This window comes from Shewanella sp. YLB-07 (genome assembly GCF_009377275.1).
The window spans coordinates 230,472-252,817 of sequence record NZ_VOQB01000006.1 but is presented as its reverse complement, the minus strand read 5'-3'; the positions used below and the strand labels follow the sequence as shown (position 1 = coordinate 252,817).

Genomic DNA, 22,346 nt, shown 5'->3' with positions numbered 1-22,346 from the left:
TAGATCAGATGAAATTTAATCATGAGTTAGTCGAGAAAAACATCGGTCTGTTAGGTATCTTCACCGTCATCGCCATTAGTTTTGGTGGTTTGGTTCAGATAACTCCCCTGCTGTTTCAGAAAGACACTACCGAGCCTGTTGATGGTTTGATTCCTTACACAGCGTTGCAGATCGAAGGTCGTGATATCTATGTCCGTGAAGGTTGTTATAACTGTCACAGCCAGATGATCCGTCCACTGCGCGCCGAGACCGAGCGTTATGGTCACTACTCGGTTGCTGGCGAATCTGTATGGGATCACCCTTTCCAGTGGGGCTCTAAGCGTACTGGACCGGATCTTGCCCGTGTTGGCGGTCGTTACAGCGACAAGTGGCACGAAGTTCACTTGATCGATCCTCGCGCCGTGGTGCCTCAGTCGAATATGCCTGGTTTCCCTTGGTTAGCCGAGAACAAGCTAGATGGCGAATTGACCAGAAAGAAGATGGAAATTCTACTCAACTTCCACAAAGGTGGCTATAAGGGTAATGACCTTTACACCGATGAGGAGTTAGCTGGAGCAAAAGCTGCCGTCGAAGGTAAGACTGAGATGCAAGCACTGATCGCCTATCTGCAGTCCCTAGGACATGCACTGAAATAATAGGAGGTATGATATGGATTACGGAATTATACAAGGCATAATCACGATCGTTGTGATGTTTACCTTCCTGGGTATATTTGCATGGGCTTATAGCTCGCGTCGTAAGGATCAATTCGACGAAGCGGCTAATCTTGTGTTTGAAGATGAGACGAACACAAAGTCAGGAGAGAATAAGTGATGAGTACTTTCTGGAGTATTTGGATCACAGTCCTGACATTGGTTGTGATCGCAGGCTGTTTCTTTTTATTAAGAGCCGTTTCTAAAAACTACACAGGTGTTGAAGAAGGCAAGTCGATGGGCCACAACTTCGACGGTATTGAAGAGCTGAATAACCCACTGCCAAAATGGTGGAGTTATATGTTCTATATCTCTATCGTCTTTGCCTTGATTTATCTGGCCCTTTATCCGGGTCTGGGTAACTTCAAAGGTTTCCTTGGCTGGAGTAGCTCTAACCAAAGCATAGGCACAGTGAACGGCATTAAGGCCGATTCTGAAGCCGCTATTGCCTTGGCTAAGGACGAAGGTCGTTGGGTTCAGTATGATCAAGAAGTGATGCGTGCCGATGCAAAGTATGGCCCTATCTTCAAGGCATATGCTGATACGCCTCTGGATGAGCTGGTTCACAACGAAGAAGCACTGAAAGTTGGTGGTCGTTTGTTCTTACAAAACTGCTCACAGTGTCACGGTAGTGATGCTCGCGGCAGTAAAGGCTTTCCTAACTTGACTGACGGTGATTGGTTATATGGTGGCGAGTTAGCCACGATTAAGACCACTATCATGAATGGTCGTCATGGCATGATGCCACCTAAAGGTGGTTTACCTATCGAAGACAGCGAAATTAAAGGTTTAGCTGAATACGTAGTTAAGTTATCGGGTCGTGATCACGATGAGGCGCTTGCGGCTCAGGGTCAAGGTTCATTCATGAAGGGCTGTTTCGCCTGTCATGGTATGGATGGCACCGGTAATAAGATGATGGGTGCACCTAATCTTGCTAACAACATGTGGCTATACGGCGGAAGCCGTGGCGTAATCCAAGAGACCATTAAGAATGGTCGAAGTGGGGTGATGCCGGCTTGGAAAGATGTGTTGGGTGAAGAGAAAGTTCACGTTATCACAGCTTATGTATATAGCTTATCAAACAAGTAGTTACATCTAAGTAACATAAAGGCCTCGATCTCATCGGGGCCTTTTTTTTAGAGTGCTATATCACACCTTTCACGGTAAAATATTATCAATTATTTTAATAGGTATGACAGATGAACAAGCAACAACCCTGGTATAAGCAGTTCTGGCCTTGGTTCTTAATTATTTTACCCCTCTGCGCTGTCGTGGCGAGCGTCAACTTGCTCTACCTTGCCGTCGTCAACAAAGATTCCTTGGTGTCTGAAGATTATTATAAAGATGGTAAGCGCATCAATAGGGATCTGAAGAAAATCAAGTATGCTAAGCAACTCGGACTGCAGTTCGAGATGATAGTGGATGACAACACGTTAACCATCACACAGCATGGTGGTGAGCCTTATCTGGCCGCGATGAATGTCGAGTTTTTTCACCCCACCATCAAAGCACGTGATTTTACCCAAGTCGTGACTGCAGATGGCAATCAGATTTATCGGATTGCACTCGAGCAACCTATCACAGGTAGTTGGGAAGTGAGACTCGACGGCTATGACCGTAAATGGCGTATCCAGAAACGACTCGAAATAACCGATGACGGTCAATATTGGTTAAACTAGATTCGTCAGGCGTAATCAAATGAGCCGGCAAAGGCCGGTTCATTTGCATGAATAATTATCAATAAGAACCAAGTCGACTCTGTACATGATTGAATTCGACTTGATGATTGTACATTGAAGCAGGTTAATGGCAGTGATTATGAATCCCCTCGATTGTTTCCATTGTGGAGAGCCGGTATTAACGGATACACAATTCACTACCTGTATTAATGATAAAGAACAGCCTATGTGTTGTCCCGGGTGTCAGGCTGTCTCTAAGGCGATCATAGATGCGGGGTTAACCAACTATTATAAATTCCGTACCGAGCCCGGTAGCAAACAAAATGCCATAGTGCCCGAAGAACTCAGCAGCTTCTGTGCATTCGACCTCGCCGAAGTACAGGAAGATTTTGTCCATAAGGAGAGTGATACATCGACGGTGTCATTGTCGATAGACGGCATCACCTGCGCCGCCTGTGCCTGGCTTATTGAGCATAAGCTTAAGCATGTGGAGGGTATCATCAAAATCCAGGTTAACAGCACTACCGAGCGTGCTCTGGTTACCTGGTTACCAGAAAAGATAAAGCTCAGTGCCATTCTCAATCAAATCAGCGCCATTGGTTATCAAGCCGCCCCCTATCAGGTGGACGAACAAGAATTACTCAGCAAGAAAAATAGTCGGCAATACCTGCTAAGGCTAGGTTTGGCTGGCTTTGCCACCATGCAGGTGATGATGTTCGCCCTCGCCCTCTATGCAGGTTACTTCACCGATCTCGACGTCGAGTTTCGTGATTATTTCCGTTGGGTTAGCCTTATCTTTGCCGCACCTGTGGTCTTCTATTCGGCACAGCCCTTCTATTTCAGTGCCATCCGCTCCATATTTAGTGGCAGGCTCAATATGGATGTCTCGGTTTCAATCGCCATCTTAGGGGCTTATATTGCCAGTTGCATCGCGACTATTAACGCCAATGGTGAAGTGTATTTCGAGTCCGTGAGCATGTTTACCTTTTTCTTGCTTTTGGGGCGATATTTTGAACAAAATGCACGCCAAAAAGCCTCGGTAAGCTCGAGTAACTTACATAAGCTAGTGCCGTTAACCGCACACTTGATCACAGAAGGCGGTGCTAAGGATATTCCGGCTAAGGGACTCAAGGTCGGCGATATCATCTTAGTCAAACCTGGTGAAGTGGTTGCTGCCGATGGTCTTATTGTCGATGGCTGTTCTAGTCTCAATGAGGCCATGCTCACCGGCGAGCAGATGCCAGTATGCAAGTCTCTAAGCTGCGAAGTCTATGCGGGCACTATCAATGTCGAGCAGCCTATCAGGGTCGAAGTGACTGCAGTCGGTCAGGAACAATTGGTCGCTGAAATCATCCGCCTACAGGAGGCGGCATCTAACAACAAGCCAAAAGTCGCACGTTATGTGGATAGCATCTCAAACTATTTTACCTGGACCATTTTAGTCGTTGCCGCACTGACCTATGTGGTGTGGAAAATCTATTGGCCTGAAGATGCTTTCTGGGTCACATTGTCGGTGTTGGTTGCCACTTGCCCTTGCGCCTTAGCTCTTGCTACTCCCACTGCTGTTACCTGTGCGACAGGGATCTTTACCCGCATCGGCGTGATAGCAAGAACCCCCGGAGTATTTGAGAAGCTGACTCAGATCCAGCATGTGGTATTCGATAAAACAGGCACCCTCACCTGCGGCAACCTAAAGATAGAATCAACCAAGCTTCTCACCGCTACGGATGAGAAGCAGGTCCTCGCTATTGCCGCATGCCTAGAAGCGAACTCACAGCATCCCATAGCAAAAGCTTTCGAGTCATACCGTGATCCAAACTTGCGTGTTATGCAGAGTAAAAACCATATCGGACAAGGGCTCAGCGGTGAAATCAATGGTCTGAAATACCGAATTGGCAGCGCCGCATTTGTTGGTACTACTGATATCACTGATAGCACCAAGCAAGCTATTTACCTGGTCGATGAGTCACAAATCTTGGCGAAATTTTTGTTAGTCGATGCCATTCGAGGCGATGCCGCCGAAACCGTTAAGCAGTTAAAAGAGAATGGCTGTCGAGTTTCTATTGCTAGCGGAGATTCGTCGAATCATGTGGAAGAGGTAGCGAATAAGATAGGCATTGACGATGTCAACAAGGGCCTGAGTCCGGAAGGTAAGCTGCAACTGGTTCGTCAGTATCAGACCCGGTCGAATGTGGCCATGTTCGGCGACGGTATCAATGATGCTCCCGTGCTAGCCGGGGCTAATCTCTCCATTGCCATGGGCAGTGGCGCCGCGGTAACGAAAAGCTCGGCCGATCTTATCTTATTAGGCGATAAACTCTCTCGTTATACGGATGCTGTCAAGGTCGCTAAGTTAGCTGACAGGATCATTAAACAAAATTTATTCTGGGCGCTGGGTTATAACCTGTTTATAATTCCCCTCGCCGTAACAGGACATGTCTTACCTTATGTTGCCGCGCTTGGTATGTCCGCGAGTTCTCTTATCGTTGTGGGCAACAGTCTCAGATTATTAAAGGTTCGTTTATGAGTATTATCTATGTATTAATCCCTATCGCCATGCTGTTTGTCTTGATCGCCATCGGCATTTTTTTCTGGGCGGTTAAATCCGAACAATTTGATGATCTCGATAGACAGAGCGTATCGATACTGTTCGATGATGATAAGCCTGTAAATACTGAGACTAAAAACAGTGAATCTAAAGACTCCACATCCTCTTGATTGATTACAATGTTACCGGCGCTTTCCTCGTCGGTTTGATGGGAGCGGGTCATTGTATTGGCATGTGTGGCGGTCTTATCGGCGCTTTTTCATCTCAGTTACCTAAGTCGAGGCACCAAAGCCAATTTGTATCTCAGCTACGCTTCATGCTTAGTTATAATTTGGGTCGCATTTTGAGCTACGCCTTGGCTGGCGCCTTGGTCGGTGGCTCTGCCAGTGCATTAGCGCTACTGTTCGATATTGATCTGTACCTGATCACTCTAAGAGTGATAGCAGGCTTAATGATGATAGCCACGGGTCTCTACATAGCTAAAATTTGGTCCGGTGTGGTGCAAATTGAGCGTGTTGGCAAGTACCTCTGGCGCTTCCTCTCCCCCCTAGCTAAACGGATTTTGCCCATTCAAACTATGCCCCAGGCGTTTGTCGGTGGTATGTTGTGGGGCTGGCTTCCTTGTGGCCTGGTCTACAGCACGTTAACTTGGGCTGTTGCGGCTAACTCTGCTCAGCAAGGCGCTATGATAATGGCGGCGTTTGGGCTTGGTACCTTACCGGCACTCTTAAGTGTCGGCATGGCGGCAAATCTGTTTGGCCGCTGGGTACAGAACCGAGCCGTCAGATTGATCAGTGGCTTGATCTTAGTGCTGTTTGGTTTACAAACTTTATACATTGCAATTGCCCAGCTTCGCTAGCTGAGTTTATTAAATTAGTTTAATATAGGACTAATTGTGACATTTGAGAAACACTATGACAGATAATAGTAAGAGTCGTCGTTCGTCAGTGCCTGGAGGTGCCATCCATTGCCATGACTGTAGTATGGCAGACTTGTGTATTCCTTTTACTCTCAATAGCAACGAACTCGATCAGCTCGATGAAGTTATCGAAAGAAAGAAGCCGATTCAAAAAGGTGAACAGATTTTCAAGTCAGGTGACCCATTAAAGTCGCTATTCGCTATTCGCTCCGGTACGGTCAAAAGCTTTACTATCACAGAGCAAGGTGATGAACAGATCACTGGTTTCCATCTGGCTGGTGATGTCATAGGTTTCGACGGCATCCACTCCCAACAGCATCAAAGTTTTGCTCAAGCCTTAGAAACCTCTATGGTGTGTGAGATCCCTTACGGCACCTTGGATGAACTCACAGGTACCATGCCTAAGTTGAGGCAACAAGTGATGCGTTTGATGAGTCATGAGATCCAGAGCGATCAGGAGATGATACTCTTACTGAGTAAGAAAAATGCCGAAGAGCGTCTCGCCGCCTTTATCAGTAATCTAGCCAATCGTTTCGGCAGCCGCGGCTTCTCACCTAAAGAGTTTAGATTAACCATGACTCGTGGTGATATCGGTAACTACTTAGGCCTGACCGTTGAGACCATTAGCCGTTTACTGGGTCGCTTTCAAAAAGCTGAACTGATAGAAGTCAAAGGTAAGTACATCACCATCATCAATTTCGACGCGCTAGCTGAGCTAGCCGGCAATCACGCCATCGCAAGATAAACGATATCGGGTAACCCGGCCCACTTTTCAGGTTACCCATCTCCTCGCCTACATTTTACTATTTAGTTTAATACCAACAATTTAGCCAAATTGTGATTAAAATCATTGCATTTTGTTCTCTTTAGCTCATTATTAATTCATTGTCTGAATTAAGGAGTGACTATGAAGGATTTAAAGAAACTCTTAGTTGTTATCGATCCAACAAGTGATGTACAACCGGCTCTCGCCAGAGCCATCGAGCTAGCCTCTCCTAATAGTGCCGATATTACGGTGTTTCTCTCTATCTTTGATTTTTCTTATGAGATGACCTCGATTCTTTCGGGTCACGAGCGAGAAGCGATGCGCCAAGGAGTCATATCTCAACGTCAGGCTTGGTTAGAAGAGCTGCTAATTGGCTATACCAACGAAAAAGTGCAGATCGAAAGTGAAGTGATTTGGCATAATCGTCCCTTCGAGAGCATTATTCAATTTGCTATCTCGGGCAATTTCGACATTATAGTGAAAGGAACACATCTTCACGATAAGCTTAAATCTGTCATTTTCACGCCTACCGACTGGCATCTGATGCGTAAATCCCCGGTACCTGTGCTATTAGTTAAAGATCATGCTTGGCCTGTTGCAGGTAAAATACTCTGCGCCGTCAATGTGGGCTCTGAAGATGATGATCATCAGACACTCAACGGCAAGATCATCGAGTATGCCAAAGACCTGGCAAAGCAATTTGATGCACAAGTACATCTTGTTAACGGTTATCCGGGAACACCGGTTAATCTTGCCATAGAGCTCCCCGATTTCGATGCCCATACCTATGGAGAAACGATTCGGATGCAGCATGAGCAAAGAATCAGCTACCTGGCAAACAGTTTCGATATTTCCAGTGATTTTTGTCATGTTAAAGAAGGTCTTCCTGAAGATGTTATTCCTGATATCGCCCAGCAGATAGATGCTGAGTTAGTGATTTTAGGCACTGTAGGCCGTACCGGTTTTTCAGCGGCTCTGATTGGTAATACTGCCGAGCACGTTATCGACAGCATTAACTGTGATCTGTTGGCAATTAAACCCGATGGTTACCGCTCCCCCTTAGAGAAAGACTAAGTCGAGCAGTTATGTCAGAGTAAGAAGTCGGTCAGCTTGGTTCTAAATCTGCTCATTTTACTATATAATACGCGCCCAGAATTCAAGTGTAATTAGGCGCGTTTTTTATGTCCGACATTCTCTCAAAAACACAGCTCACCCGCATGAGTAAGCTACAAAGGAAACTACGTAGCGAAGTGGGTAAGGCGATATCTGACTATCAGATGATAGAAGAAGGTGATCGCGTGATGTGTTGTCTCTCTGGGGGCAAAGACAGCTACGCTATGCTGGATATCTTGCTCAATCTTCAGCAGAGAGCACCAATCAAGTTTGAAATCGTGGCGGTTAACTTAGATCAGAAGCAACCAGGTTTTCCTGAAGAAGTGCTGCCCAATTACCTTGATACTCTCAATGTCCCTTACCATGTCCTCGAGAAAGACACTTACTCTATCGTCAGATCTAAGATCCCTGAGGGGCAAAAGACCTGCTCTTTGTGTTCACGACTCCGTCGAGGCACCCTCTATGGTTTCGCTCAGAAAATCGGGGCGACTAAAATAGCCTTAGGGCATCACAGAGATGACATCATAGAAACCATGTTCCTCAACATGTTTTATGCTGGTAAACAGAAAGCCATGCCGCCTAAGCTGTTGTCCGATGATGGTGCTAACATGGTGATAAGGCCACTGGCTTATTCGCGCGAGAAAGATATCGCCGAATATGCAGAACTGAAATCATTTCCCATCATTCCGTGCAATCTTTGCGGCTCTCAGGAAAACCTGAAACGTGCATCGGTTAAAGCCATGCTAGAGCAATGGGATGCAGATCATCCTGGTCGAATAGAATCAATCTTTACCGCGATGCAGAATACTTCGCCTTCCCAGGGGGTCGACCGGGAGCAATTTGATTTCCTTGCACTGCAAAGAGATGCTGATGCCCCTTTGAAAGGAGATGTGGCCGAGTCTGACTTGCCAGCTTTCGATTTTCTCGATGTGGCCAATAATGGCCATATCGATCTCGATGCTGCAAGTAGAGTCACTAAAGAGCAGAAAATCAACGTCGTGAGTACTTATACTCCCTAATTCGATTCGTGCTTTAAATTGCGTCGCTAAAACTAAAAATCCCGGACTAGTCCGGGATTTTTGTTATCTGTTTACCTGATTTGAAACAGTATACCGATTGATATTATTAACCATTTGTCCATGGACTGATGACCAGGGGCTTAGCGTCAAATTTGATGTCAGATAATTTGTCTATCTGCTCGCTAGATAGCCTAAGTTTGTCGGTAACAATTTGCTCTTTACCATCGATATAAACCAATGTCTTGCTATCAGGCTCAAACTCAAAATTAACCCCTGCAATATCTTGGCTAAAATAGCGCATAGGGAACCCCTGCATATCGCTGAGCATAGTGTTCATCTCAGCCTGAATTTCTTGTACTTCTTTCTGGCTATAGCTCTGCTTGGTGTTCTTAGCCCTGACTTGCATTGAGATACTGCAATTATCCGCTGAGCCTTCAATATCCAAATTCACTAACGCCCTATCTGACTTGAGTCGAGCATCATAGGGTAAGAAGATTCTCTGATCCTCTGTGATAGTCAGAGGAAAAGATTCTTTTTCCGTGGTGAGTGTGCCACTTTTAATCAGGCACCGGGATTTATCAGGCACCGAAAAAGCGATCTCAATTAATGGATAGTTCCCTTTATTAACTTGTTTAAGCCTTTGATAAAAACCTTGGTACGGTATTGATATTGGTGCTGCTTGTACCGAAGTAACAGCAACGAGTAAACAGCTAAACAGAAGGCCTTTCTTCATGATTCTCCACCAAATACTGCTTGTTTTGACGTAACATCTCCAGGAGTTCATCTATATATGCCTCCTGTCGCTCGGAATAATTAACTAATCCGTATACTAACTGATCTGCAACGGGAAGTTTGTCTTGGGCACGTAAATCTGCACGAATAGATCTCAATAATGCATACGCGGCATTGGAATTGAGGTTTTTCATATAAGATGCCACCGAGTCTGCTACGGAATCGAATACTGCAACTTCATGGCTTTTACCGGCAGTTCGTGATTGAGGCACGAGTCCACAGCCTTTCCTGAAACACCATTGGCCGAAGAAGTTGAGCCCTTGTTTGGCAAATCGAGAGCTGCCCCAACCCGTTTCATTAGCGGCTTGTATGAGTACCATAGACTCAGGGATGATGTCGGCTCTGATCAGCAGCTCACTAAGGGTCTTTTGATTGATACTTCTGGGCGAGTACTGATATTTATTGGCGATCTCTTCAATTCTGTAATGCTCGGCTTCGGTGAGGCTCAGTCCATCTTCAAGATGCTGTGAGCTTCGTAAAAGAAAATGTCGCTCATCTGAAATGATGGCGTTTTGATGTCGAATTGCCGGGCGTAGATAATCGAAGAAGGCTTGCTTCTTTTGAGCCACGTTGGCAATAGACTCAAAGTCCGGGATCAGGCTCAAAGGCTGTTCATTTTCAATTAATTTACCAAGAGTACTCTTATCAGCATCGTCAATTTTAATAAAGATAAGCCTTAAAAAAATCAAGATGACAATCACTAGACTCAGGGATACGGTAAATTTTCCGATTCTACCTGTTTTCATTTTTCTCTCTTATTTCGAAAACTGACGGCAATTATATGTCATATATCTTAATTGACAAAACCCCACACAAAACTCTAGTTGTAAGTTATAATCCTAAGCCTATGATGCGCATATTCGTTGGGTATTCAGGAAGGAAAAACCCAGATGCAAAATAACAAATTAAATCAATTTGAAAACATAGTCGCCGTTGGCGGAGGCCATGGACTGGGGCGTGTATTATCGTCTCTTTCATTTCTAGGCGCTAAGCTCACAGGGGTCGTCGCCACTACGGACAACGGTGGATCGACAGGGAGATTACGTCAACAGCAGGATTGTATCGCCTGGGGAGATCTTAGAAACTGCTTATCTCAACTTTCAAACCAGCCTTCTACCGGCTCTTTGTTATTTGAGTATCGATTTTCCGGGAAAAATGAATTGAGCGGACATAACCTGGGCAATCTTATTTTACTTGCCTTAGATCAACTCTGTGTCAGGCCATTAGAAGCGGTCAATCTCATCAGGCAGTTGCTTAACATAGAGACCAAAGTGATCCCTATGTCTGAAGAGCCTACGCACTTAGTGGCAATCGAAGCTTGTGGTAATCGCGTCTTTGGCGAAACCAGTGTCGATGGCATGGACACTCATCCTATGGCCTTATCGTTAGAGCCAATGGTGACTGCTACCTATGAGGCTTGCGAGGCCGTAAGAAAGGCTGATTTAGTGATATTAGGACCTGGCAGTTTCCTCACCAGTATTATGCCGCCCTTATTATTACCGAAATTTGCATCGGCCCTTAATCAATCGAAAGCTAAAGTCATCTTAGTCGATAACTTGACCCGTGAGCCTTCACCCTCTGCGGACTTTTCTTTACAGCAGAGAATAGACTGGTGCCACCAGATCTTAGGGCTTAAAGTCGTGGATCAGATCTTATGCCACTCAGAGGAAAGCTATCAGGATGGCATCATCTCTTATCGGCCGCTAGTGAGTAAACACCATGCGGGTTTACATGACAAAAGGGCTCTTGCCGATGCTTTGGCTAGTATGGTTGAACTAGACATAGAGAAGAATGATTTATAGAAAGGCTAAGAGCAGAAAAGGACAGCATTCGCTGTCCTTTTTGATTACATACCACTTAACTACATTTTTGTGCTAGTTAATAGTTACAGCACGGCTGCAATGGCTTTACAGATCACCGGCATATTTTCAATGGTCATGCCCGCGACACTGATGCGGCCGGAACCCACTATGTACACGGCGTGATCGTCTTTAAGTTTAGCCACCTGCTCCTTGGTTAAGCCAGAGAAACTGAACATACCATTCTGTGTAGAGATAAAGCTAAAGTCTTGTTTAACCCCTTCAGATTTAAGCGTCTCGACAAATAAGCCGCGCATTTTTGCGATACGCTCACGCATCTCTTTAAGCTCGCTTTGCCAAAGCGTCTTTAATTCACTATCACCGAGTATGGTGCTGACGATCAATGCGCCGTGAGCCGGTGGATTAGAGTAGTTACCACGGATAGTGCTCTTTACTTGGCTAAAAGCTTTAGTGACATCAGCCTGATTCTCGGCGACTACAGTTACGGCACCAATTCTTTCGTTATACAGGCCAAAGTTCTTAGAAAAAGAGTTAGCTATGATAAGCTCTGGTACCTTGTTGGCAACAATTCTTAAGCCCTGTGCATCTTCTTCTACGCCAGTACCGAAGCCCTGATAGGCGAAATCGAATAATGGCACTAAACCTTGCTCAAGGCAGAGGTCGGCTATGATGTGCCATTCAGCTTCGATGAGGTCTATGCCGGTTGGGTTATGACAACAGCCATGTAATAAGACCAGATCACCCGCTTTTGCCGTTTTGAGATCGGCAATCATGGCATCAAAATCTTTACCGTGAGTTTCAGCCTTATAATAACGATACTGTTCAATCTTGAGTGCTGCAGATTTAAAAATATTCTGATGGTTTGCCCAAGTCGGGTTACTCACCCAAATGGTGTTTGATTCTGTGTTACGCACTAAAAACTCAGCGGCCACTCTTAACGAGCCTGTGCCGCCTGGTGCTTGAGCCGTTAATGCTCGCTTATTTTTGACGACGTCATGCTCGGCACCAAACAGTAGTTCTTGTACTACACGGTTATACGCCTCGACGCCTTCGATGCCCAGATAACTTTTGCTCTTCTCTGTGACAAGTAATCTCTCTTCGGCAAGTTTGACCGACTTAAGTATTGGAGTCGAACCAGACTCGTCCTTATAAATGCCGACCCCAAGATTTACTTTCTCTGTTCTTGTATCTGCTTTAAAAGCATCGGTGAGGCCTAAAATGGGATCGGCAGGAGCAAGTTCAACCTGAGTAAATATCATGACGTCTTTCCTAAAAAGATGATGTAGGGGATTGTAGAGCCTCTTTATACCATTGTGAGTCTGGCATCGAAAGCTAGTTTTGATATTAGTAGAATAAATCGTTTTCATTTGGGGTAACAAGCAGTAAATCAAGAATAATATGAATAAAATTGATTATTTAGGTGGTTTTTTTAAGGATCGTTATATTCATATCATTGTGTTTGAACTCCGTCATACTTCAAATATTCTTTTGGAATTCTAGAGTCGAAAATCCCCAGCTGTCGTTGAGATTAATTGCCAGTTCTCAAATAAATATGGTACTCGAGCCAGATTTTGAAACAGAGAGTTGAATCTGCACGTGCCCTGCTCCTTATAAAAGAAGGGAAGAGTAGCGAGGAATTTTAAAAGCCATTAACAGGATCATCTACAAACAGTAGATACAAAAAAGCCTCAACTTTCGTTGAGGCTCATTGCCAGTTCTCATAGAGAAATGATGGTACCCGAGGCCGGACTTGAACCGGCACGCCTATTAAGCGAGGGATTTTAAATCCCTTGTGTCTACCGATTCCACCACTCGGGCAAACTCGTTGATTTTGATGATACGTATTATCGGTAGTTAATACTGTGTCTCTCGAAAGAAAACACTCATCAGAATCTAAATATGGAGGCGCGACCCGGAGTCGAACCGAGATAGACGGATTTGCAATCCGTAGCATAGCCATTCTGCCATCGCGCCAATTTGTATTATCTTCTTGTAAGATACACAGTTGATTTCAGTAAAGAGTCAACTGAGCTAATGCCACACATCTTGTTTAGATGATTGGAGCGACATATCGGGTTCGAACCGATGACCTATACCTTGGCAAGGTATCGCTCTACCAACTGAGCTAATGTCGCTTACATCAATTTATTAATCTTACTTGCAGCAAGTTGTTTCTTAAGAAGCTTTCCCTTGACTGCGGAATGGCATTCTACCGATTTACTGGTGATAGTCAATCAAGAAACTTACTAAAAATGGGCTTTTTTAACTGACCGATGTTAAAACGATCATTGTGGTTAAATTTAAGCTGGATTCTGTTTGTTCAATGCTCAATTTGCAGTATCAAGCGCTAAAAACACTAGCCATCACTATAAGTACTAGTAAGGCAGAGTTAAAAATTGAGCAATAAGATCAGACAAGAAATAATATTGAAGGCTAACCATTTTTGACCCCAAAAGAATACTAGTTAAACCAATTCATTGCTAACTCCCCCACTCTATTCATTTCTGTTTAGGCAACTTACAACCAAGAGAATTTCCCGGTGACACTATTTGTAAAACACACACTGGCAGTTGCGATCGCAGCGTGCATATTCAGCACCACGGTCATGGCCAAGAGCGAGATATTGCAAACCAATACCGGAACTATTTCAGAAATAGGCGACTGGATGCAGATTATTATCCCTGCTGGTGCGATGGCAGGAAGTCTCGCTATAGGAGATACTGAAGGGGCTTGGCAGCTAACTAAAGGGCTGGGAACCTCTGCATCCATTACCCACGGCTTAAAATTCGTGTATAGAAAGATGAGACCAGACGGTACACAGCCGAACTCTTTCCCGTCCGGCCATACTTCTGCCGCGTTCGCGGGCGCGGCTTACCTGCATCATAGATACGGTGATGCTTGGGCTGTTCCAGCATATGGCGCAGCTGCATTCGTTGGCTTTAGTCGTGTTCACGCAAACAGACATTTTATGGATGATGTCATGGCTGGCGGTGCTATCTCAGTGCTCACTAGTCTCTATTTTACGGACCCTTACAATCAGTCAGATTTAATGTTTGTCCCCTCGATGACAAAAGATGGTTTCGCGATTAACGCTAGTTATGTATTTGGACGAGAGAAAAAGCCAAGGGACGGATACAGCAACCTTAGAGATAGCACTGATTACCGTAATAGTTACTCACTGTTTATCGGTGGTTCAAGTACTAAAAGAAACATTATTGACGATGGCGTGAATAATCCGTTCGATCTGTATTACTTCGGACGCGCGAACGAACCAAACACCTATGCAGCTTCTCACTTCACCTTTGGGATCGCAGACAACCAATATGTGAATCTCTCATTCACTCCTTATGAGTCGAGAACTCAGAAAGAACACAGGGAGGACGTGAAGTTTAAAAATGAGACATATCTTGCGGGCAATGAGATTGTAGTAGCTTATAGTCTATGGAATGCCACTGCTGATTATATGTTTGAGTTGTTACCGGACAGCAACTGGAAGCTTGATGTTGGTGCAGGTCTAACTACGAGCTTGCTATCAATGAGAATGGACTATGTCGTTGGTGAGCACTTAGCTGAGGCCAGTAACTTCTTTATCGCGCCATCTGTGGCAACAGAAGTTGGATACCAATTCACAGATAAACTATCTGCAAGTATTGGCTTAAGACTCACTGCTTCTTCAAGTTTGAATTCTCAAGACATATGGTCAAGCATTGGCTATAAGTTCAATAATCGCTGGGCTGCTTCTATTGTTGTCGGCAGGTTCGAACAACAAGTGGAATCTAAACAGATAAATAATGACCTAGTTCTTGATTACAGTGGTTTTAACGTTAAATATTCGTTCTAGAGTCCAGCAGCGCAAGCTAATGTATTAAAGTTCTTAATAGAGGCTAATTAATCTCCCAACAAAAAATGGTACCTACTAGATGCCTTTATTTTGAGTATAAACTCTTCTCGGGACGGAATACTGAGTAGTAATAAAAAAGCCTCGTATTAACGAGGCTTTTTATCATTAAGCGTTAATCAATCGCTAGGTGATCTGATTAACAGTTTGGCAATGATTGATAGTTAAGCTCAAGCATCTTCTGCATTACACCAACAACCTGACAGCTGTAGCCAAACTCATTGTCATACCATACATAAAGAATGGCACGGTTACCGTCAGCGATGGTGGCGTGTGAATCGACCACTCCGGCATAACGTGAACCGACAAGATCAGATGAGACTATCTCTGTTGATTCAGTAAAATCGATTTGATTTTGAAGTTCTGAATGCAGTGACATGTCACGCAGGTATTCATTTACCTGCTCTTTATCTGTCTCGCTTTCAAGGTTCAAAGAGATGATAGCCATAGACACGTTTGGTGTAGGTACGCGGATTGCGTTACCCGTTAGCTTACCTGCAAGTGCTGGTAAGGCTTTAGCAACCGCTTTAGCGGCACCAGTTTCTGTGATAACCATGTTTAATGGTGCACTACGTCCACGACGATCGGCGCTATGATAGTTATCAATTAAGTTCTGGTCATTGGTATAAGAGTGAATGGTTTCTACATGGCCATTAGTGATGCCATACTTATCATTCATCGCTTTTAATATCGGGGTGATCGCATTAGTAGTACAGCTCGCCGCCGACACTATCTTATCTTCACTGAGGATATCTGACTCATTGACACCAAAAACGATGTTTTTGATCTGACCTTTCGCCGGCGCGGTAAGGAGGACTTTAGCTACGCCTTTAGACTTTAGGTGCAAACCGAGTCCATCTTCGTCTTTCCAGATACCAGTGTTATCTACCACTAACGCATCGCTGATACCGTACTTAGTATAATCCACTTCATCTGGAGAGTTGGCATATATCACCTGGATATAAGTACCATTCGCGATAAGGGCATTATTCTCTTCATCGACTTCAACAGAACCATTGAATGGACCATGAACCGAATCGCGTCTGAGCAGACTGGCACGCTTCTCTAAATCGCCCTTACGACCACCACGCAGTACGATGGCGCGAAGACGAAGTTTATTACTTACACCGGTTCTTTCTATTAACAGGCGAGCAAGTAGGCGACCGATACGACCAAAGCCGTAAAGCACAACATCTCTGGCTTCTTGAGTATCATCATGATCGATAGCAGGTGCCAGCTCACGGCTCATATAGGCTTCTATATCACTTGCATCGTCATGTTCACGCCAATAGTTGATAGCCAGTTTGCCTATATCAACTTTACACTGTTTAACGGCGAGTTTGCTTAATGCTTCTACAAAAGGAAAGCTTTCACGCAACCTCAGTTTATAGCCAACAAAACGACGTACCAGACGGTGTGACTTGATGATCTCAATGGTAGAGGCATTGAGTAGCGGCTTACCGTATAAAACGACTTCGACACCTTGATTACGATATAATTTACCAAGCAGAGGCTGCATAGCCTCTGCCATTTCGAAACGTTCTTGCCAGCTTTGTAGGTGTTTATCAGCGCTCATTTACAGATCCTTTATCTCACTTTTCCGATTTATTTTCAGAAATGATTGAGTAACAAAAAGAAAAGACCAATACTCTAATTAATAATAGGGGATAATCCCCTATTGGTCGGCGCTATTGTAATGAAAAGTAGCCTTTCAGGCTAGCAAGATATTTTTTGTAACGCTGTAATTTTATTAGCAAAAACTTGGCTTGGAGCCTATTTTGACTAGAAATTTTGTAATAATTACATCATTTATTAGCTTTATTGCATTTTCTTGCCTATCAGGCTGTGAAAAACAAACAGATACAGGCACCATTTGTAAAAATAATCCTGAACTTTGTAACGATCTTCATGCCGATAGTTGGTGCAGATATGAAAAAGGCGACTTAATTCGTAATAGATATAAGCTAAAGTTCACCGAATCGCCTTCCAGCAAGCAGATATACCACCAACTACTCAACTTAGAAAAGTACAATCAATGCATCGAACTGGCCGCAGGAGTACAACATATTTTGCATCCAGAGAGAACGAACGACCGACTTCGTGCTTTTGGTTTGAGTGCACAAAGCCTTTCTCAGCTTCAAGACACCACCAAGAATAGTCAAGATCTCTACCTAGCCTTCTATCACTGGACGCGCTTCAATGATCTGAAAGCTGAGAAAGTCGTGTTAGCAGCCTATAAGGCTTATCAGATAGATGACATATTATTACTGTCTCGAGTGGCCTCCTATTATCAAAAATTTGATGCCTTACAATCTAATTTAATCTATCTTCAGGTGCTTGATATCAGTGACGAGGAGAACTTTAATCCTGACTGGCTATTGGGACTGTCCAATAATTACCAGAAGCTCAATGACCTCGAGTTAACATATCTATTGGCCAGAGCAAATGTATTGATGACCAAGCAGAATGTATCGGAAGAGATGATGCTCGGATTAATCTATGGTGATAAAACCCTGCAGAGATTTTTAGATCAACAGGCCGAAGAACTTGTTGATGTGATAGAAGATGGAGAATTCTCATCCAGTGCTATTAAGACGATGCTGCTCCGTTCCCCTCCTACTCCATAAGCAAGAATTGCCCAGCCTTTAACCATTTTCTTATGGGCGCTTGCCCGTCGAAAAATGTATGCCATATTGGAAGATATTTACAAAGAACATGCTAGTTTTTGTTAAAAACATGACCAATGTAAAAATAAAAGCGAAATTGTTACGTATAAATGGCTTTTACAGGGGATATTACTTGACGGTAGCTGTCAGTTTGGTAATTTTACAACCAGAAGATAATTTTACAAATCACCAGAGGGATATCGAATGACTATCCGCGTAGCAATTAACGGTTATGGCCGTATCGGACGAAATATTTTACGTGCACTTTATGAAAGCGAAAAGGATTATTCAATCCAGATCGTTGCACTCAATGATCTTGGCGATGCATCTATCAACGCTCACCTGACCAAATATGACTCTGTTCATGGTCGTTTCAACGCTAAAGTCGATCATGACGATGAAGCCATCTATGTTAACCAAGATAAGATACTGACATTCTCAGAAAGAGACCCGTCTAAACTACCTTGGGCCGAATTAAAAATTGATGTGGTATTTGAATGTACTGGTATCTTCACATCTAAAGAAGCTGTACAAGCGCATCTTGATGCAGGCGCTAAGAAAGTCCTTATCTCTGCACCGGGTAAAAACGTAGACGCAACAGTCGTTTACGGTGTTAACAACCATGTCATCACCTCTGACATGACTGTGATCTCGAATGCTTCTTGTACCACAAACTGTTTAGCACCTATGGTTAAGCCATTAAACGATGAGATCGGTATCGAGTCTGGTTTGATGACAACGATTCACGCTTACACTAACGACCAACGTCTGTCAGATGTTTACCACACCGACCTACGTCGTGCTCGTGCTGCTGCAATGTCAATGATCCCGACTCAGACAGGTGCTGCTGCAGCCGTTGGACTCGTGCTTCCTGAGCTCGCCGGTAAATTCGATGGATTGGCAGTACGTGTTCCGACTGTTAACGTGTCTTTGGTCGACTTAACATTCATCTCGACGCGTGATACTACGGTAGAAGAGATCAATGCCATTATCGAAAGTGCAGCATCACTATCACCAATGAGTGAAGTGTTAGCCGTCAACAAGGAGCCTTTGGTTTCTATTGATTTCAACCACAACCCATTCTCATGTAACTTCGATGCTACCCAAACTCGCGTCAACGGTCGTCTTGTCAAAGTCATGGCCTGGTACGACAACGAGTGGGGTTTCAGTAACCGTATGCTAGATAATGCCGTCGCCTTGATGACTGCCAAGTAATCTAAACAAGTTTTCGAAAAAGCCAACCTTCAAGGTTGGCTTTTTTATGCCAAGATGATATGCCGTCTCGGATATGTTTACTTGTCTATACCAGTACTTGTATATACAAATAGGCGATCTTGTTTGGCAGAACATTAAAAAGGAAGCATTTTGCTTCCTTTTTTATGAGGTAACAAACTTGGGCCTTGTTACTGCCCTCTTCTTCTCCACCCCATAAATTGTCCAAGCATCAATAACAAACCGCCACAAGTTTGATAGAAGGAATGGATAACAGGCCTAATAAGGGGCTGGTAGGTTGGGCAGTGGTAAAGCCATCGATGCGGGTTTGTGACCAATCTGACATCTTGGGCTCTGACAGCTCAGTCTCTGTCTTGTGGTGTGTGAATGAATCGTTTGTGATTTGTTGGCTAGGGCTCTGCTTTTTAGCTGTATATTGACTCAGGGCGATTGCAGAATCTAGAACGCCTACTTGTTCTAGGATGAAACCTTCTGCAGCCAGGTCATCTGATAATGGTTTCTGCTCGGCTTGATTCGAGGCGATAAGATCGTTGATTCATCCTTGTTTAGCCGAAAATAACATTTAATTACATTAGAGTTTATTGAACTGGTAGCAATCCCGCCCCATGGATTTTGCTATGTACATAAGGTGATCGGCTTGATTAATCAGAAATTGGTGATCGATGTTAGCCTCTTCACAGTAGACAGCGCCTAGGCTGATACTGACCGCATGACGAATATTATTCTGGCAGTAGTGGCTACTAGTCACCGATGATTGAACTCGTTTGGCTAATTCTTGAGATTGTTCAGGTGTGAGTCCCTGAATGAAAATACAAAACTCCTCTCCTCCTATCCTGCCAAATACAGCTTCGGGAGGGAGTTGCCGTTTAATCGTCTTGACCATCGCACAAATAATGAAATCGCCGACACTGTGGCCAAAATTATCATTGATCGACTTAAATCTGTCTATATCAAACAGCAACAGAGAAAGCCCGGTCTGGTTGTCATCACAAGCCTGTTGTAACAGCTCGATAAAATAACGACGATTATAGATGTTAGTCATTGCATCTATGGAGGCGAGTCTTTGTAACTCTCTGTTTAATTGGTGCAGCTCATGGGTTCTATGTGCAACGGCTCTGCGTAGGTGAAATATATAGGCCGCCGTCAACAGGAGGATTAACGCGAAAAACATGGGTAACAAGTATTTGGGGTAAACCGTTTCTACATGGATCCATTTACGCTGTATGCGCTCAAGATCCACGGCTGAGATCTGTTTAAAACCATGTTGAAGTTCCAGCCTTAATCGGTTTTGACCTTCAGCGACCGCAGGCCTAATTAATCCGCTATAAAGATGCTTCACCGGAGAAAACTGATTAGGTCTTTGTGATGTGTATAAGTAAAAGTTGGCGACTTGAAAATCTGCTACGAAGGCATGAATCTCACCTGAAAATGCACTCTTCAGCATAAGTTCATTATTATCAAAAGCGATGAGCTTAACCTTAGGATAGTGCTTCATCATATATGTTTCTTCATAGCCCGCAAAGACCACGCCTACCCTACCCGACTCGAGATAGTTGCGTACATCTGTGCCCAATAGCTTAGATGAAAAGAATAGTTGGGTATCGATCTTGACTATGCCAGGGAGGAAATCCAGGTAAGTTTCTCTGTGTTCGGACCAAAGCAAGCCAGCATGTACATCTGCCTCTTTAGCTTTAACTGCTTGCAATGAATCATTCCAATCTGTTAAGAGGAATGACACATCTACATCGTTGACTCTGGCATATTCCTTCCAGATATCAATGAGTAAACCTTGAGCCTCGCCATTAGTATCTATATAAGAAAAAGGTTTCCATGCCTTAGAATTGGCTATGATCAGTTGTTTTTTATGCTTGGTATTTTTAATGTCCTGATCATTTTCACTGGCGCTGGAGCACGTTGCAAGCAGGTAGTAAAATATGGCAAAGAAAAAAAGTGATTTTTTAACTAAGCAGATGTGTCGTAATCGACGACACAGTGGCAGGTTAAGGTCCATTGGCTACATCCAGTTGTAAGCGCAAAAATTCGATCGCAAGACAACGCTTGCCAAGCATCACAAAATAATAACATTAACGAGTGACTAAGGTCATCATTATGTTTGGCATATTCAAACTCGAATTTCGTATGGAAACTCAGCGTCCTGCTTGAGGTTAACATCTGCATCCAGCCTCATGTGCAAGTTGCCAAAGAGTGATTGACTCCGGAGTGTAAAATAACTCGCAGATCCATTTACTTTGGCATTAGTTCAGGTAAAAATATGCCACCGTTTATCCTCTTCAGTCTGCCTTTTATATGTCTCTTGTTTTCGTGCTCGTAGAACCTAGTCGTCCAGCCAATGTTGGCGCCGCCGCTAGGGCAATAAAAACCATGGGCTTTAAACAGCTTATTCTAGTCAATTCAAACCTACATCTCGACAAAGAGGCCCATTGGCTGGCCCATGGTGCCACAGATATATTGGAACGAACCTTAGTCGTTGACTCAGTTGCAGACATTCGAGCGCAATATGATCACTTGATAGCAACCACTGCGAGAGAGAGAGGAACTCCCAGACAATATTTAACGCCTGACGAGCTTAAAAATACAGTATTACGACAATCAGGCTCAGTAAAGAAGATTGCCCTACTCTTTGGTCGAGAGTCCAGTGGTTTGTCCAACAGTGAGCTCGAGTTATGTGATCTTTTTTCCTATGTGCCCTTGATAAACGACTATCCTTCGCTCAATCTGGCTCAGGCTGTCATGGTATACAGTTACTCCCTTAGCGAAGTCAATAATCGGCTCAACCTTAGGCAAGTCGATGCACAAGAGGGTCAACTGCAGGCCCTGAAAAATAGAACCAAGATATTGTTACAGCAGCTCGATGCCCATGATGATGTAAAACTGTCCCGCTGGTTACTCGATGGCATGAGCTTACTCGGTGACAGGGACTGTAAAATGGCGCACCAACTGCTCAATGACATTGGCAGGAAGCTAAATACCCACAAGTAAAAAGCTGGCTTACTAGGTTAAACTCCCTGTTTTTATACACTAAACGAAATAGTATTCCCCACCCTTCAAGACAAAAAACACTTCATTAACCAATGAGGTGTTTTTTGTCTTGGATATATTTGATTCGTGAATGAGAATCACTCTCCTTATTCTTATAAATTGCTTATATTTCACAGGCCTATAATGTTTTCAAGCATAATA

20 protein-coding genes and 3 tRNA genes are annotated in these 22,346 nt (G+C 44.0%); 15 read left to right on the top strand and 8 right to left on the bottom strand.

Annotation, left to right across the window (positions count from 1 at the left end; genetic code table 11):
• Positions 1–8: 8 nt before the first annotated feature.
• The 10 genes from ccoO to ttcA all read left to right on the top strand — a co-directional run bounded on the left by ccoO (position 9) and on the right by ttcA (position 8,736).
• Positions 9–635 carry a cytochrome-c oxidase, cbb3-type subunit II gene (gene ccoO, locus FS373_RS15195; RefSeq protein ID WP_077751443.1) on the top strand — a complete coding sequence of 209 codons (627 nt, stop codon included), beginning with the start codon at positions 9–11 and terminating at the stop codon, positions 633–635.
• Between the two features lie 13 nt (positions 636–648).
• Positions 649–813, top strand: a complete 165-nt coding sequence (locus tag FS373_RS15190) for a cbb3-type cytochrome oxidase subunit 3 (RefSeq protein WP_144046555.1) — start codon at positions 649–651, stop codon at positions 811–813.
• A complete protein-coding gene (gene ccoP, locus FS373_RS15185; RefSeq protein WP_144048962.1) occupies positions 813–1,781 on the top strand; it encodes a cytochrome-c oxidase, cbb3-type subunit III in 969 nt (322 codons plus the stop codon). The genes FS373_RS15190 and ccoP overlap by 1 nt, the downstream gene beginning before the upstream one ends.
• Before the next feature lie 110 nt (positions 1,782–1,891).
• Complete coding sequence (locus FS373_RS15180; RefSeq protein WP_144046554.1) at positions 1,892–2,371, top strand: FixH family protein; 480 nt, start codon at positions 1,892–1,894, stop codon at positions 2,369–2,371.
• A 139-nt stretch (positions 2,372–2,510) separates the two neighbouring features.
• Positions 2,511–4,898 (top strand): heavy metal translocating P-type ATPase, encoded by a 2,388-nt coding sequence (locus FS373_RS15175; RefSeq protein ID WP_152829770.1) that lies wholly within the window; start codon positions 2,511–2,513, stop codon positions 4,896–4,898.
• Entirely contained in the window at positions 4,895–5,089 is a 195-nt protein-coding gene (gene ccoS, locus FS373_RS15170) for a cbb3-type cytochrome oxidase assembly protein CcoS (protein ID WP_144046552.1), read from the top strand. The genes FS373_RS15175 and ccoS overlap by 4 nt, the downstream gene beginning before the upstream one ends.
• Positions 5,086–5,778 (top strand): sulfite exporter TauE/SafE family protein, encoded by a 693-nt coding sequence (locus FS373_RS15165; protein ID WP_144046551.1) that lies wholly within the window; start codon positions 5,086–5,088, stop codon positions 5,776–5,778. The genes ccoS and FS373_RS15165 overlap by 4 nt, the downstream gene beginning before the upstream one ends.
• A gap of 55 nt (positions 5,779–5,833) precedes the next feature.
• On the top strand, positions 5,834–6,583 hold the full coding sequence (gene etrA, locus FS373_RS15160) for an electron transport transcriptional regulator EtrA (protein WP_144046550.1): 750 nt from the start codon (positions 5,834–5,836) through the stop codon (positions 6,581–6,583).
• Positions 6,584–6,745: 162 nt separating this feature from the next.
• Positions 6,746–7,678 (top strand): universal stress protein UspE, encoded by a 933-nt coding sequence (uspE, locus tag FS373_RS15155; protein ID WP_144046549.1) that lies wholly within the window; start codon positions 6,746–6,748, stop codon positions 7,676–7,678.
• A 107-nt stretch (positions 7,679–7,785) separates the two neighbouring features.
• Positions 7,786–8,736: a tRNA 2-thiocytidine(32) synthetase TtcA gene (gene ttcA / locus FS373_RS15150; protein WP_144046548.1), complete on the top strand. Its 951-nt coding sequence runs from the start codon at positions 7,786–7,788 to the stop codon at positions 8,734–8,736.
• Positions 8,737–8,842: 106 nt separating this feature from the next.
• Here the strand turns inward: ttcA and FS373_RS15145 are convergent, their stop codons facing one another.
• Together FS373_RS15145 and FS373_RS15140 are read right to left on the bottom strand one after the other, a co-directional pair.
• Positions 8,843–9,469 carry a DUF2987 domain-containing protein gene (locus FS373_RS15145; RefSeq protein ID WP_144046547.1) on the bottom strand — a complete coding sequence of 209 codons (627 nt, stop codon included), beginning with the start codon at positions 9,467–9,469 and terminating at the stop codon, positions 8,843–8,845.
• Entirely contained in the window at positions 9,447–10,274 is an 828-nt protein-coding gene (locus tag FS373_RS15140; RefSeq protein ID WP_144046546.1) for a glucosaminidase domain-containing protein, read from the bottom strand. The genes FS373_RS15145 and FS373_RS15140 overlap by 23 nt, the downstream gene beginning before the upstream one ends.
• Positions 10,275–10,418: 144 nt before the next feature.
• Here FS373_RS15140 and yvcK point away from each other — a divergent pair, with 144 nt between their 5' ends.
• Positions 10,419–11,330, top strand: coding sequence for a uridine diphosphate-N-acetylglucosamine-binding protein YvcK (gene yvcK, locus FS373_RS15135; protein WP_144046545.1), 912 nt, complete (start codon positions 10,419–10,421; stop codon positions 11,328–11,330).
• A gap of 83 nt (positions 11,331–11,413) precedes the next feature.
• Here the strand turns inward: yvcK and FS373_RS15130 are convergent, their stop codons facing one another.
• The 4 genes from FS373_RS15130 to FS373_RS15115 form a co-directional block, all read right to left on the bottom strand.
• Positions 11,414–12,607, bottom strand: coding sequence for an amino acid aminotransferase (locus FS373_RS15130; protein WP_144046544.1), 1,194 nt, complete (start codon positions 12,605–12,607; stop codon positions 11,414–11,416).
• Positions 12,608–13,080: 473 nt separating this feature from the next.
• Positions 13,081–13,166 (bottom strand) — tRNA-Leu (locus FS373_RS15125).
• Between the two features lie 82 nt (positions 13,167–13,248).
• Positions 13,249–13,322: transfer RNA gene (locus FS373_RS15120), tRNA-Cys, on the bottom strand.
• Between the two features lie 85 nt (positions 13,323–13,407).
• Positions 13,408–13,483: transfer RNA gene (locus tag FS373_RS15115), tRNA-Gly, on the bottom strand.
• 404 nt (positions 13,484–13,887) lie between these two features.
• On the opposite strand from FS373_RS15115, the gene FS373_RS15110 reads away from it, so the two are divergent.
• Positions 13,888–15,189, top strand: a complete 1,302-nt coding sequence (locus FS373_RS15110) for a phosphatase PAP2 family protein (protein ID WP_322619509.1) — start codon at positions 13,888–13,890, stop codon at positions 15,187–15,189.
• A gap of 196 nt (positions 15,190–15,385) precedes the next feature.
• Here the strand turns inward: FS373_RS15110 and FS373_RS15105 are convergent, their stop codons facing one another.
• Positions 15,386–16,822, bottom strand: coding sequence for a glyceraldehyde-3-phosphate dehydrogenase (locus FS373_RS15105; protein WP_144046543.1), 1,437 nt, complete (start codon positions 16,820–16,822; stop codon positions 15,386–15,388).
• A gap of 202 nt (positions 16,823–17,024) precedes the next feature.
• Here FS373_RS15105 and FS373_RS15100 point away from each other — a divergent pair, with 202 nt between their 5' ends.
• Both FS373_RS15100 and gap read left to right on the top strand, forming a co-directional pair.
• On the top strand, positions 17,025–17,873 hold the full coding sequence (locus tag FS373_RS15100) for a DUF2989 domain-containing protein (RefSeq protein WP_152829769.1): 849 nt from the start codon (positions 17,025–17,027) through the stop codon (positions 17,871–17,873).
• 243 nt (positions 17,874–18,116) lie between these two features.
• Entirely contained in the window at positions 18,117–19,127 is a 1,011-nt protein-coding gene (gene gap / locus FS373_RS15095) for a type I glyceraldehyde-3-phosphate dehydrogenase (RefSeq protein ID WP_144046541.1), read from the top strand.
• A gap of 589 nt (positions 19,128–19,716) precedes the next feature.
• On the opposite strand, the gene FS373_RS15090 is transcribed toward gap, so the two are convergent.
• A complete protein-coding gene (locus FS373_RS15090) occupies positions 19,717–21,156 on the bottom strand; it encodes a diguanylate cyclase (protein WP_152829768.1) in 1,440 nt (479 codons plus the stop codon).
• 296 nt (positions 21,157–21,452) lie between these two features.
• Here FS373_RS15090 and FS373_RS15085 point away from each other — a divergent pair, with 296 nt between their 5' ends.
• A complete protein-coding gene (locus FS373_RS15085; RefSeq protein WP_152829767.1) occupies positions 21,453–22,145 on the top strand; it encodes a tRNA/rRNA methyltransferase in 693 nt (230 codons plus the stop codon).
• The last annotated feature ends 201 nt before the right edge of the window (positions 22,146–22,346 follow it).

Excerpts from the sequence above, each read along its gene's own strand:
- FS373_RS15130 (WP_144046544.1), bottom strand. The coding sequence starts at position 12,607 with ATGATATTTACTCAGGTTGAACTTGCTCCTGCCGATCCCATTTTAGGC.
- etrA (WP_144046550.1), top strand. The coding sequence starts at position 5,834 with ATGACAGATAATAGTAAGAGTCGTCGTTCGTCAGTGCCTGGAGGTGCC.
- FS373_RS15190 (WP_144046555.1), top strand. The coding sequence starts at position 649 with ATGGATTACGGAATTATACAAGGCATAATCACGATCGTTGTGATGTTT.
- uspE (WP_144046549.1), top strand. The coding sequence starts at position 6,746 with ATGAAGGATTTAAAGAAACTCTTAGTTGTTATCGATCCAACAAGTGAT.
- ccoS (WP_144046552.1), top strand. The coding sequence starts at position 4,895 with ATGAGTATTATCTATGTATTAATCCCTATCGCCATGCTGTTTGTCTTG.
- FS373_RS15105 (WP_144046543.1), bottom strand. The coding sequence starts at position 16,822 with ATGAGCGCTGATAAACACCTACAAAGCTGGCAAGAACGTTTCGAAATG.
- FS373_RS15180 (WP_144046554.1), top strand. The coding sequence starts at position 1,892 with ATGAACAAGCAACAACCCTGGTATAAGCAGTTCTGGCCTTGGTTCTTA.
- gap (WP_144046541.1), top strand. The coding sequence starts at position 18,117 with ATGACTATCCGCGTAGCAATTAACGGTTATGGCCGTATCGGACGAAAT.
- ccoO (WP_077751443.1), top strand. The coding sequence starts at position 9 with ATGAAATTTAATCATGAGTTAGTCGAGAAAAACATCGGTCTGTTAGGT.
- yvcK (WP_144046545.1), top strand. The coding sequence starts at position 10,419 with ATGCAAAATAACAAATTAAATCAATTTGAAAACATAGTCGCCGTTGGC.
- FS373_RS15090 (WP_152829768.1), bottom strand. The coding sequence starts at position 21,156 with ATGGACCTTAACCTGCCACTGTGTCGTCGATTACGACACATCTGCTTA.
- FS373_RS15175 (WP_152829770.1), top strand. The coding sequence starts at position 2,511 with ATGAATCCCCTCGATTGTTTCCATTGTGGAGAGCCGGTATTAACGGAT.
- FS373_RS15145 (WP_144046547.1), bottom strand. The coding sequence starts at position 9,469 with ATGAAGAAAGGCCTTCTGTTTAGCTGTTTACTCGTTGCTGTTACTTCG.
- FS373_RS15085 (WP_152829767.1), top strand. The coding sequence starts at position 21,453 with ATGTCTCTTGTTTTCGTGCTCGTAGAACCTAGTCGTCCAGCCAATGTT.
- ttcA (WP_144046548.1), top strand. The coding sequence starts at position 7,786 with ATGTCCGACATTCTCTCAAAAACACAGCTCACCCGCATGAGTAAGCTA.
- ccoP (WP_144048962.1), top strand. The coding sequence starts at position 813 with ATGAGTACTTTCTGGAGTATTTGGATCACAGTCCTGACATTGGTTGTG.
- FS373_RS15140 (WP_144046546.1), bottom strand. The coding sequence starts at position 10,274 with ATGAAAACAGGTAGAATCGGAAAATTTACCGTATCCCTGAGTCTAGTG.